General features: G+C 75.1%; 10 protein-coding genes. 5 read left to right on the top strand and 5 right to left on the bottom strand.

The genetic code is table 11. The annotated features are described in order from the left end of the window. Position 1 precedes the first annotated feature (1 nt). On the top strand, positions 2–1,117 hold the full coding sequence (locus BLS67_RS21690; protein WP_091249971.1) for an NDMA-dependent alcohol dehydrogenase: 1,116 nt from the start codon (positions 2–4) through the stop codon (positions 1,115–1,117). Here the strand turns inward: BLS67_RS21690 and BLS67_RS21685 are convergent. Genes BLS67_RS21685 through BLS67_RS21670 form a run of 4 tightly spaced genes read right to left on the bottom strand, consistent with a single transcriptional unit; the run spans position 1,114 to position 5,542 of the window. Then, positions 1,114–2,007, bottom strand: coding sequence for a carbohydrate ABC transporter permease (locus BLS67_RS21685; RefSeq protein ID WP_109504779.1), 894 nt, complete (start codon positions 2,005–2,007; stop codon positions 1,114–1,116). The two genes, BLS67_RS21690 and BLS67_RS21685, sit on opposite strands and share 4 nt — an antisense overlap. 7 nt (positions 2,008–2,014) lie before the next feature. Then, the gene (locus BLS67_RS21680; RefSeq protein ID WP_091249968.1) at positions 2,015–3,175 is read right to left on the bottom strand and encodes a carbohydrate ABC transporter permease; all 1,161 of its coding nucleotides are present in this window, start codon (positions 3,173–3,175) and stop codon (positions 2,015–2,017) included. Continuing rightward, the gene (locus tag BLS67_RS21675) at positions 3,172–4,410 is read right to left on the bottom strand and encodes a sugar ABC transporter substrate-binding protein (RefSeq protein WP_091249965.1); all 1,239 of its coding nucleotides are present in this window, start codon (positions 4,408–4,410) and stop codon (positions 3,172–3,174) included. The genes BLS67_RS21680 and BLS67_RS21675 overlap by 4 nt, the downstream gene beginning before the upstream one ends. Before the next feature lie 55 nt (positions 4,411–4,465). Beyond that, positions 4,466–5,542: a LacI family DNA-binding transcriptional regulator gene (locus tag BLS67_RS21670; RefSeq protein ID WP_091249962.1), complete on the bottom strand. Its 1,077-nt coding sequence runs from the start codon at positions 5,540–5,542 to the stop codon at positions 4,466–4,468. A 138-nt stretch (positions 5,543–5,680) separates the two neighbouring features. Between BLS67_RS21670 and BLS67_RS21665 the strand changes: the two genes are divergently transcribed. The 3 genes from BLS67_RS21665 to BLS67_RS21655 all read left to right on the top strand — a co-directional run bounded on the left by BLS67_RS21665 (position 5,681) and on the right by BLS67_RS21655 (position 9,636). Continuing rightward, on the top strand, positions 5,681–7,711 hold the full coding sequence (locus BLS67_RS21665) for a glycogen debranching N-terminal domain-containing protein (protein ID WP_091249957.1): 2,031 nt from the start codon (positions 5,681–5,683) through the stop codon (positions 7,709–7,711). 93 nt (positions 7,712–7,804) lie between these two features. After that, on the top strand, positions 7,805–8,680 hold the full coding sequence (locus BLS67_RS21660; protein WP_131801818.1) for a Vgb family protein: 876 nt from the start codon (positions 7,805–7,807) through the stop codon (positions 8,678–8,680). An 80-nt stretch (positions 8,681–8,760) separates the two neighbouring features. Beyond that, positions 8,761–9,636, top strand: coding sequence for a YhjD/YihY/BrkB family envelope integrity protein (locus tag BLS67_RS21655; RefSeq protein WP_242654269.1), 876 nt, complete (start codon positions 8,761–8,763; stop codon positions 9,634–9,636). On the opposite strand, the gene BLS67_RS21650 is transcribed toward BLS67_RS21655, so the two are convergent. Then, positions 9,542–10,708 (bottom strand): GAF domain-containing protein, encoded by a 1,167-nt coding sequence (locus BLS67_RS21650; RefSeq protein WP_165617688.1) that lies wholly within the window; start codon positions 10,706–10,708, stop codon positions 9,542–9,544. The genes BLS67_RS21655 and BLS67_RS21650 overlap by 95 nt on opposite strands. A 123-nt stretch (positions 10,709–10,831) precedes the next feature. Here BLS67_RS21650 and BLS67_RS21645 point away from each other — a divergent pair. Then, the coding region (locus BLS67_RS21645; RefSeq protein WP_479723818.1) for an NAD(P)/FAD-dependent oxidoreductase at positions 10,832–11,674 on the top strand (843 nt) is incomplete at its 3' end.

Here is an 11,674-nt window from a genome sequence, read left to right as displayed (position 1 = left end):
GGTGGAGACCACGGGCGCGGTGCTGCGCAACCAGGGGGACCAGTACGAGGTCGTGACGCTGGAGGTCGGTGACCCCGGCCCCGGCGAGGTGCTGGTGGAGATGGCCTACGCCGGGCTCTGCCACTCCGACGAGCACCTCCGGCACTCCAACGCCGGCGGCCGGTACCCGATCGTCGGCGGCCACGAGGGCTCCGGCCGGGTGCTGGCGGTCGGCCCCGGGGTGAGCCGGGTGGCCCCCGGCGACCACGTGGTCGCGAGCTTCCTGCCCGCCTGCGGCACCTGCCGGTGGTGCGCCTCGGGCCGGTCGAACCTGTGCAACCTGGGCGCCACCATCGCCACCGGGCAGCTGCCCACGGGCACCTGGCCCTTCCGGCTGGACGGCGAGGAGCTGGGCGCGTTCTGCATGGTCGGCGCCTTCGCCCGGCACTCGCTGCTGCACGAGTCCTCGGTCATCCGCATCCACCCGTGGCTGCCGCTGGACACCGCCGCGCTCATGGCCTGCAGCGTGCCCACCGGCTGGGGCTCGGCGGTCTACGCGGGCGGCACCCGGCCCGGCGACACCGTCGTGGTCGTCGGCTGCGGCGGGGTCGGCGCCAACGCGGTGCAGGGCGCGGTGCACGCCGGCGCCTCGCACGTGGTGGCGGTGGACCCGGTGGCCTTCCGGCGCGAGTTCGCGCTGACCGTGGGCGCCACCCACGCGGTGGAGACCTCGAAGGAGGCCGCGGCGCTGGCCCGCGAGCTGACGTGGGGCAACGGCGCGGACGTCGTCGTCCTCACGCTGGGCTCGACCGACGCCGAGAGCACCCGGTTGGCCGCCCGCTGCCTGGGCAAGGGCGGCACCCTGGTGCTGACCGCGCTGGCCGACGTCGCCTCCGACGTCACGCTGTCGCTGCAGGGCAACGGCGTGACCGCCTACGAGCACCGCATCCAGGGCGCGCTGTTCGGCAGCTGCAACGCCCACCGCGACGTCCCGATGCTGCTGCGGCTGGCCGAGGAGGGCAAGCTCGAGCTCGACCGGCTGGTGACCCGCCGGTACTCCCTCGACCAGCTGCACCAGGGCTTCGCCGACCAGGCCGCCGGCGAGACCATCCGCGGCCTGCTGGTGCACGCGGACTAACCCTTCACGGCGCCCTCGTTCGCGCCGCCGACGAAGTAGCGCTGGAAGACGAAGAAGACGACGGCCACCGGGATGGTCATCAGCAGCGCCGCGCCCAGGGTCAGCGGGAACTGGTTGCCCGAGCCCAGCTGGCCGGTGGTCAGCGTCGCCACGCCCTTGGTCAACGTGTAGAGGTCGCGGTCCTGGCTGGCCACGATGAAGTGCGGCAGCTCGTTCCACGACGCCTGGAAGCTCAGGATGGTCAGCGTGATCAGCGCCGGCCGCGCCATCGGCAGCACGACGGACCAGAACACCCGGAACGTGCCCGCGCCGTCGATGCGGGCGGCCTCCTCGATCGAGGCCGGCACGCTCTCGAAGAACTGCTTCATGATGAAGATGCCCGCGGCGTCGGCGACCAGCGGCAGGAACAGCGCCACCGGGGTGTCGTAGATGCCGAGCTGGTTGAGCACCAGGAACTTCGGGATGAGCAGGACGACGCCGGGCACCGCCATGACCGCCAGCACCGCGGTGAAGATCGCCGACCGGCCGCGGAACCGCAGCCGGGCCAGCGCGTAGCCGGCCAGCGAGCACAGGAACACCCGGCCGACGGTGACCAGCACCGACACCCAGACCGAGTTGAACCCCCAGAGCAGGAAGTCGGTGTCGAACAGCCGGCTGAACGCCGCCGTCGTCACCGGGTCGGGCAGCAGCGAGAGCGGGGTGTTGGTGGCGTCGGTGTCGGTCTTGAACGACGTCACGATCTGGATCAGGAACGGGTACAGGTAGACGATCGCGAAGAACACCAGGACGACGTAGGCCAGGAAGCGACCCACCTGCTGGCCGGTGCGCCGCGTGCGCGGGGGCGGCGTCGCCGGGGTCTCGGCGACGGGGGTCTCGAGGGTGGTGGTCACGACTGCCTCACCGTCCGGCCTGGAAGAAGGTGGTCTTGGACGACGCGGCGCGCGCCCGCTGAGCGGCCCGGACGGCCTTCTTCTCGGCGGCGGCGTCCTTGTCGCGCATGAGGAACCGCTGCAGCGAGGTGAGCACGATGATGATCGCGAACAGCACGAACGACATCGCCGCGGCCCGGCCCCACTGCCCGGTCTCGAACGCCGAGGTGTAGCTCAGGTACGCCGGGGTGAGCGTGGTCTTGGCCGGGTTGCCCTGGCTGATCAGGTACACCTGGTCGAAGACCTGCCAGGTGCCGATCAGGCCCAGCGTGGTCACCAGGAACAGGGTGGGCCGCAGCGCCGGCAGGGTCACCGCGCGGAACCGCTGCCACGCGTTGGCGCCGTCCATCACGGCGGCCTCGCGGACGTCGTTCGGCACGTCCTGCAGCGCGGCCAGGAACATCAGCATGTAGCCGCCGGCCGAGGTCCAGACCACCAGCAGGATCAGCGCGGCCAGCGCGATCGAGGGCCCGCTCAACCAGTCCCACCACGAGAGCCCGAGCGGGCCGCCGTCGGTGAGGGCGGCCGGCGGGTTGGCGGCGTCCCACAACCCGAGGCCGTCGCCGAGCAGGTGCACCAGGCCGCGGCTGTCGCTGAACCAGTTCGGTCCGTCGATGCCGACCAGCCCGAGCAGGCCGTTGACCGCACCGCCGCCGGTGAACAGGAAGATGAACACCAGGCTGATCGCCACCGAGCTGGTGACGGTCGGGAAGTAGAACGCCGTCCGGAAGAAGCCCTTGGCCCGGATCCTGGAGTTGAGCACCAGGGCCAGGCCCAGCGCGATCGCCGTCTGCAGCGGGACGACGAGCAGCACGTACCAGGCGTTGTTGCGCAGGGCGGTCATGAAGTCCTGCCGGGCCAGGCCGGGCTCGGTGAGGATCGTGGCGTAGTTGTCGAACCCGACGAAGCCGACCTGGCCGGTGAACGGCGAGCCGCGGCCGCGCCAGTCGGTGAGGCTGACCCAGAAGGCCATGAGGATCGGCACCAGCACGAACAGGCCGATCAGCACGACCTGCGGGGCGGTGAAGGCCCACCCGGCGCGCCCCTGGCCGGCGCGTGCCGAGCTGCGCCCCGGCTCCCGCCGGGGGCGCGTCCGCAGACCCCCCGCGGGGGCCGGGACGGCGGTCATCCGCCGATCGCCTGCTCGAGGTTGGTCTGGGTCGAGTCGAGGATCGCCTGCGGGTCACCGGTGGCCAGGCCGCCGAGCTGGCTGTCGAAGTCCAGCAGCACCTGCTCGGCACCCGGTGCGTTGACCGGGCCCTGGGCGTACTCGGCGCCGTCGATGTAGGCCTGCCGCTCGGGGAACTGCTGCAGGTAGGCGTCGGCCAGCGACTGGCGCGAGGGCAGCACGCCGGTGTCCTGGGTGAGCGCGGTCATCGCGTCCGCCCCGGTCAGGTAGGTGGCGAGGTCGACCGCGGCGTCCTGCGCGTCGCTGTCGGCGGCGACGGCCAGGCAGTTGGTGAACGACAGGGTGCCGGGGCCGCCGGGGCCCTCGGGCAGCGGGACGACGGTGTAGCCGACGTCCGGGTAGTCGGCCTCCATGGCGCCGACCAGCCAGTTGCCCTCGATGGTCATCGCGGCCTTGCCGGTGCCGAAGGCCTCGCCGCCCCAACCGGCGTCCACCCCGCTGGGGTACCTGAAGCTCCCCGCCGCGAGGTTGGTCTGCAGGTACTGCAGCGCCTCGAGGTTCTCGGAGCTGTCGACGGTGGCCTCGGTGCCGTCGCCGTTGAGGAACCAGCCACCGGCCTCGACCATGAAGGCGCCGACCCGGTCGCGGGTGTCGCCGATGACCAGACCGGTCTGCGTGCCGGTGGTCAGCCGCTGCGCGACGGTGGCCAGCTGCTCCCAGGTGGTCGGGTAGTCGGCCTCGGTGAGCCCGGCGGCCGACCACGCGGCGTCGTTGATCTCCAGGGCGAGGGTGGAGAAGTCCTTGGGCAGGCAGTACTGCGTGTCCTGGTAGGTGAAGGCGTCGATCAGGTTCGGGTAGAAGTCGTCGACGTCGTCGACCTGGTCCACGTAGGGGAACAGGTTGCCGGCGTCCGCCTGGTCGGCCAGGCGGCTGGCGTCCAGGTAGAACACGTCCGGCGGGTTGCCGCCGGCGAAGCCCTGGGCGAGCTCCTGCGAGAGGTCCGCGGCGACCTGGACGTCGACGGTGTTGCCCGACTCCTGCTCGTAGGCGGCGACCTGGTCCTGCACGGCCTGGGTCTCGGCGTCGCCGGAGCTGGCGATGAGCATGGTCAGCGAGGCGCTGCCGGACTCCTGCTGCTCGGCGGTGTCGTCGAACCCGCCGCCGCAGGCGGCGGCCAGGGAGAGCGCGGCGACGGCGACGGCCGCCTGCGCGGACCGGCGGATGGGCGATCTCATGGGGGTTCCTCCTCGTCGAGGGACCGGCGGCCTCGGTGCCACCGGTCGGGGCTGGTCAGGGGGCGGGCAGGACCGGCGGGGTGGCGGTGGGGACGGCGGCCGTGCCGCGGTCGGACGACGCGCGCACGACCAGGCGGGGGGTCAGCAGGACGGGCTCGTCGGCGACCTGCCCGGGACCGGGGTCGAGCTGGCCGCGGAGCAGCCCGATGCAGGCGGCCGCGGCGGCGGCGACCGGCTGGGCCACGGAGCTGAGCCCGATCGCCGCGGCCACCGGGCTGTCGTCGAACCCGACCACGGCGACGTCGGCACCCGGACGGCGGCCGAGCTCCTGCACCGCGCCGAGCGCGCCGAGGGCGAGGGAGTCCGAGGCGCAGACCAGGGCGGTGACGCCGCGGGCGGCGACCAGCCCCAGCGCGGTGGCCTGGGCGACGGCGGGGTCGTCGGGCAGCCCGGCGTCCAGCCCGGCGATTGGCAGGCCGGCGTCGGCCATGGCGGAGCTCCAGCCCGCGCGGCGGTCGTCGCCGGTGCCCGAACCGGCCGGCCAGCCCAGGAAGGCGATCCGGGTGTGGCCCTGGGCGACCAGGTGCTCGACGGCCGCCCGGGTTCCGGCGGCGCCGTCGGTGTCCACCCAGCTGCGGCCGGCCGGGTCGTCCCAGGGTCGGCCGAAGCTGGCCACCGGGAGCCGGCGGCGGCGCAGCCAGGCGGTGCGGGGGTCTCCGTGCGAGGTGCCGGTGAGCACGAACGCGTCGACGGCGAACGAGGCGACCAGCTCGTCGTAGGCGCCGACCTCGGCCTCGGCGTCGTCGGCGGTGAACAGCACCATGCGGTGCCCGGACTCCTCGGCGCTGCGGGTGAGGGCGTGCAGGAACTGGTCGAGCACGATGCCGCCGATGCCCTCGCGCACCGGGTCGATGCGGATGCCGATGAGCTGCGAGCGGTGGCTGCGCATCTGCTGGGCGGCCCGCAGCGGGCGGTAGCCGACCTCGTCGATGACGGCGCGGACCCGGTCGAGGGTGGTCTCGCTGACCAGGTGCGGGGCGTTGAGCACGTTGCTCACGGTCTGCTTGGAGACCTGGGCGAGCGCTGCGACGCTGGCCAGGGTGGGGCGCTCGACGCCGTCGTCCGGGTCCACCGAGACCTCCCTGCCCATTTGACCGTTCCAAGTGACGACAGGCACAGTGCGCCTCCCGGTGCTGGCCTGTCAAGCCCACCCGATCCCAGAAACCGCGGTTCTTGCGAGTTGGGACCTGGTTCCGGTTGGATCGGTCGAATGACGAGCACCGCGGCCCTGCAGCCGACCGTCCACGAGCTCGACGTCTGCCTCCGGGCGCCGGTCACGGTGCTGTCGGCCCGGGACGGCGCGGTGCGCGGCCAGGGCGCCGAGGGGGTGTTCTGCGGCGACGTCCGGGCGCTGTCGGTGGTCGAGGTGACCGTGGCCGGGCGGCGGCCCGACGGCATCGGCGGCGGCAGCACGGGCACGGGGACCAGCCGGCACGTCGCCGTCCTGCGCGGGCTGGGCGACCCGGGCCCGGACCCGACCATCCGGCTGGAGACGCACCGCACGCTCGGGGACGACGGGCTGGTCGAGACGCTGCGCCTGGTGTCGACCGCGGCCGAGCCGTTGGCGGCCGAGGTGGTGCTGACCCTCGCCACAGACCTGGCCACGGTCGAGGAGGTGAAGAGCGGGCAGACCCGGCCGCTCGTGGCCCCCGACGGCGAGGGGTGGGCCGGCCGCGGGGTGGTCGTCGCCGTCCCGGGGCTGGAGACCGACGGGCAGCACGGCCGGCTGACCTGGTCGGTCGTCGTCCCGCCCCGGGGATCGGTGGAGGTCGACTGGTCGGTCCGCGTGGTCGACCCCGGTGGGGTCACGGCCGCGCCCCGCACCGCGGCGAGCTGGTCGACCCCGCTGGTGACCTGCGACGACTCCCGGCTCGCCCCGCTGGTCGAGCAGTCGCTGGAGGACCTCGCCGGGTTGCGGATGGCCACCACCACCGAACCCGACGACGTCTTCACCGCGGCCGGCGCGCCCTGGTACCTGACCCTCTTCGGCCGGGACAGCCTCTGGACGGCGCGGCTGCTGCTGCCGCTGGGCACCGAGCTGGCCGGCGGCACGCTGCGCACCCTGGCCGCCCGCCAGGGCACCCGCCGGGACGACGCGACCGGCGAGGAACCGGGCAAGATCCTGCACGAGATCCGCCGGCCCCCCGTGGCGGAGGAGGGCACGACCCCCTTCCTGCCCCCGGTCTACTTCGGCACGATCGACGCCACCCCGCTGTGGGTCTGCCTGCTGCACGACGCCTGGCGCTGGGGTCTGCCCGCCGCCGAGGTCGAGGCCCTGCTCGACCCGCTGGAGCGTGCGCTGGAGTGGCTGGCCACCGACGCCGACCCGGACGGCGACGGGTTCCTCGAGTACCTCGACCGCACCGGCACCGGGCTGGCCAACCAGGGCTGGAAGGACAGCCACGACTCGGTGCGGTTCGCCGACGGCCGGATCGCCGAGGGGCCGATCGCCCTCTGCGAGGCGCAGGGCTACGCGCACGAGGCCGCCCTGGCCGGGGCCGCCCTGCTGGACGCCTTCGGCCGACCCGGCGCCGACCGCTGGCGCGGGTGGGCCGCCGACCTGGCTGGTCGGTTCCGGGAGGCGTTCTGGGTCGCCGACGCCGAGGGCCGCTACCCCGCCATCGCCCTCGACGGCACCAAGACCGCCGTCGACGCACCCACCTCGAACATCGCGCACCTGCTGGGCACCGGGCTGCTGGACCCGGCCGAGTCGGCCGCGGTGGCCGCCCGGGTCGGCTCACCGGCGATGGACTCCGGTTTCGGTCTGCGCACCATGGCCACCACCGCGGGCGGCTACGGGCCGCTGACCTACCACTGCGGCTCGGTGTGGCCGCACGACACCGCGATCGCGCTGACCGGGCTGGCCCGCGAGGGGCACGCCGCGGTCGCCGGGTCGCTGGCCCGCGGGGTGCTGGCGGCGGGCGAGTCGTTCGACCGGCGGGTGCCCGAGCTGTTCGCCGGCGACGCCGCCACCGAGGTGCGCCGCGCGCTGGCCTACCCCGCCTCGTGCCGGCCGCAGGCGTGGTCGGCCGCCGCGTCGGTCGCCGTCCTCACCGCCGTGCTCGGGCTGCGCCCCGACGTCCCCGCCGGCCGGCTGGAGGTCCGGCCGCTGCGCCCGGCCCCGCTGGGCGCGGTGCGCGTCGAGGGCCTGCGGGTCGGTGCGGACGACGTCACGGTGGCGGTCAGCGCCACGGGCGAGGTGGAGGTCACCGGCTTCACCGGCGAGGTCGTCGTCGGCTGATCCCCGCCGAATCCCGTTGCCCCGGCGCGGTCCCCCGGCGCACGATCGGCCGACGCCGGGCAACCCCCCGGGGGAGGGGGCGACGTGCGGGTCGTGGACGAGGTCGCGGTCGGGACCGCCGGCGACGGGCCGTACGCGGTCGTCGAGACGCCGGACGGCGCCCTCTGGACGACGCTGCCGTTCTCCGGCCGGGTGGCGCGGGTGCGGTTCGACGGGTCCGGGGCCCGGGTCGACCACCTCGACGCCGGCGGCCCCGCCGCCCGGCCGTCGGTGCTGGCGGTCGACGCCGCCGGCGAGGGCGTGTGGGTCACCTGCACCGGCGACCAGCGCCTGCGCCTGGTCGGACCCGGCGGGGTGCTGCAGGACGTCGGCCTGCCCGCGGGCACCGACCCGTACGGCATCGCCGGCGCCGGCGGGGACCTCCTGGTCGCCGGGCTGGGTGGCGCGCTGCTGCGGATCCGGGACGGCGGGGTCGTGGCCGCCGTGGACCTGCCGCCCGGGTCGTTCCCGGGCGCGGTGGCCGTCGCCGCCGACGGCGCGGTCTGGTGCACCCTCAACCAGGCCGACGCCCTGGCGCGGTGGGTGCCGGGCAGCCCCGTCGAGCTGCACCCGACCGGACCGGCCGCGGCTCCCGTGGGGATCTGCCCGGACGACTCCGGCGGCATCTGGTGGACCGAGATCGGCGCGGGCCGCATCGGTCACCGGACCTCGCAGGGCGTGGTGTCCGCCGTCGACCTGCCCGGGACCACGCCCCGACCGCACGCCGTGGCCGACGACGGCGCGGGCGGGTGCTGGGTGACGGCCTGGGGTCAGGGCGCCCTGCTGCACGTCTACCCGGAGCGCGGCGTGACCTCGCTCGACCTGGGCACGGGCAGCGAGCCGCACGGCCTCGCCGTCGCCGCCGACGGCTCGGTCCGGGTGGCCCTGGAGTCCGGCACCCTCGTCCGCGTGGTGGCCGGCACCGCCTGACGCCCCGCGGGGATCCCGGAAACCACGGTTTCTGGGAGGTGGGACGGCGGTGGGGCGGCGCAGGTGGTGGAGTGGGTGCGGTGAACCGGTGGCGTGCAGAGATCCGGTTCCTCATGGGCTCCGTGCGTCGGGGGCTGCGCGGGCGGGACCTGGCGCTGATCGCGGCCGGCCTGACCTTCTACGCGGGGATCTCCGTCGTCCCGCTGCTGCTGCTGGCCATCGCGCTGACCTCGCTGCTCACCAGCCCGGAGACGGTGCGCGGGTACCTGGACACCCTGGGCGGGGTGCTGCCCGACGAGCTCGGGGCGCCCGACGCGCTGGCCGCCCTCGCCGAGGCGGGCACCACGCTGACCTTCCTGGGCGGGGTGCTGGCGCTGCTGCCGATGACCTTCTACGGGGAAGGGCTGCGGCGGGCGCTGCTGCGGTTCACCGCCGAGCGGGACACCTACACCGGCTGGCGGGGCCGGCTGGCCGTCGTCCCGCTGCTGCTGGTCTCGCCGTTCCTGCTGCACCCGGTGCTGCTGGTGGTCCCGGTGCTGGCCGACCTGCAGACCGGCGGGTTCGGGTCGCGGGTGGCCGAGGTCGCCGTCGGCTTCTACGCGGTGCTGTTCGCGCTGGTCGGCCCGTTGGTGTGGGGGTTCCGGGTGGTCGCGGCCGGCATGCTGCGCTGGCGGGCGATCGGCATCGGGGCGTTCTTCACCGCGGCGTCGCTGGCCGGGTTCCTGCAGGGGTTCGTGCTCTTCCTCCGGCTCCCCCTGTCGATCGGGGCGCCGTTCGGCGGGCTGGAGGTCGTCGGCGGGGTGGTCGCCCTCGGCCTGTGGCTGTTCCTGCTGCACCTGGTGGTCATCGCCGGGTGGCTGCTCACCCAAGCCGTGGACGAGCGGCTAGCACGACCGGCGCCACCGACCCCGGGAGCAGCACCCGGCCCGGCGGGGGCAGCACGACCTGCAGCGTGACGCCGTCGGCGAGCCGGTAGGGCCGGGTCGCCAGCAGCGGCCCGACCGTGCGCCGCAGCCGCGAGACCTCGGCCCGCACCGTGACCGTGCGCGCCGGGTCGTCGAACAGGGCACCGGCCAGCTCGGCGGCGGTCAGACCGCGCGGCGCCCGGGCGACGGCCAGCAGGATCTCGGCGTGCCGCAGGCCGAGGACGTCGGTCCACGACCCGGTGGCCGCCTCGACCCGCAGCCGCGGCCGGTCGCCGGCCAGGTCGAGGACGGCGTGGGTGGCGACGGCGGGGTCGTCGTCGTCCAGCCGGACCAGCCAGCCACCGGGCAGCGGTTCCACCCGGCAGGGCCCCAGCACCGGCAGCACCCGGCGTCCGCCGCCGTCCAGGTCCGCGGGGAGCGCCACCCGCGCCGGTCCGGCGAACCCGGTCGCGGCGGCGGTCAGCCCGTCGGGGGCGAGCACCAGCGCCCGGCCGTCGACCCGGGCCAGCAGTGGGCCGGCCACCCGGCGCAGCTGGTCCAGCGACCGGTCGTGCACCGCCCGCACCTCGTGCTCGGCCAGCGCGGCGACGGCGGACACCAGGGCCAGCGCGCCCGGGTGCGCGGTGCGGGCCGGGCCCGAGAGGTCGACGACGCCGAGCAGCCCGCCCCCGACCGGATCGCGCAGCGGGGCCGCCGCGCAGGTCCACTGCTGGTGGCCGTCGACGAAGTGCTCCCCGCCGTGCACGCCGACCGGGGTGCCCAGCACCAGGCAGGTGCCGATCGCGTTGGTGCCCACGGTGGGCTCGTCCCAGGCCGCGCCCGGGACGAAGCCCAGCCCGTCGGCCCGCCGCCGCACCTCCGGGGCGCCGCCCTGCCAGAGCACCGTGCCGTCGGTACCGGTGACCACCACGAGCTGGCCGCACGCCCGGGCCACGGGCTCCAACCGCTCGCGCAGCACCGGGATCATCGGCGCGAGCGGGCCGGTCACCACCCGGCGGGCGATCTCGGCGTCCGAGAGCACCGCCGGCCCTCCGCCGCCGCCCGGGTCCACCCCGGCCGCGGCCACCCGTCGCCACGAGGCGTCGATGAGGGGCCTGGGCACCGGACCAGCGTGTGACCTGGGCCACCGATCGCGCAACCCCCTGCAACCCTGCCGCAGCGCCCGCCGGAGGTGTGGCATGGGCCCGGGACGGCGACGAGGCCGCCCGAGCGAGGAGGCACCCGCATGACCCAGACCCTGGAACGGCCCACCGACACCCCCGCCGGCCGCGTCGAGACCTGGTTGGACAGCTTCCAGGCCGCGCTGACCGCCCGCGACGCCGACGCCGCCGTCGAGCTGTTCGCCACCACCTGCTTCTGGCGCGACCTGATCGCCTTCACCTGGAACATCACCACCGCCGAGGGCCGCGACGCCGTGCGGGCCCGGCTGACCGAGGTGACCGACCGGGTCGACCCGACCGGTTTCCGGGTGGCCGAGGGGACCGAGCCCACCGGCGCGGACGGCGTCGACGAGGCGTGGATCGAGTTCGACACCTCCGTCGGCCGCGGCCGGGGACACCTCCGCCTGCAGGACGGCCAGGCCTGGACGCTGCTCACCACCCTCTACGAGCTGACCGGCCACGAGGAGCCGGCCGGCCCCGGTCGGCCGCGCGGGGCCGAGCACGGGGCGAACAAGGACCGGCAGACCTGGCTGGAGCGCCGCGAGGCCGAGGCCACCGAACTCGGCTACACCCGTCAGCCGCACGTGCTGGTCATCGGCGGCGGGCAGGGTGGCATCGCGCTGGGCGCCCGGCTGCGGCAGCTCGACGTCCCCACCATCGTCGTGGACCGGCACGCCCGGCCCGGGGACCAGTGGCGCAGCCGCTACAAGTCCCTGTGCCTGCACGACCCGGTCTGGTACGACCACCTGCCCTACCTGCCGTTCCCGGAGAACTGGCCGGTGTTCGCGCCCAAGGACAAGATCGGCGACTGGCTGGAGATGTACACCAAGGTCATGGAGCTCAACTACTGGAGCTCCACCACCGTCGAGTCCGCCTCCTTCGACGAGGCCGCCGGGCACTGGGACGTC

Source organism: Klenkia soli, from assembly GCF_900103975.1.
GTDB classification, from domain to species: domain Bacteria; phylum Actinomycetota; class Actinomycetes; order Mycobacteriales; family Geodermatophilaceae; genus Klenkia; species Klenkia soli.
Note: the sequence above shows the minus strand (reverse complement) of the source record. Positions and strands in the feature narration are given on the sequence as shown.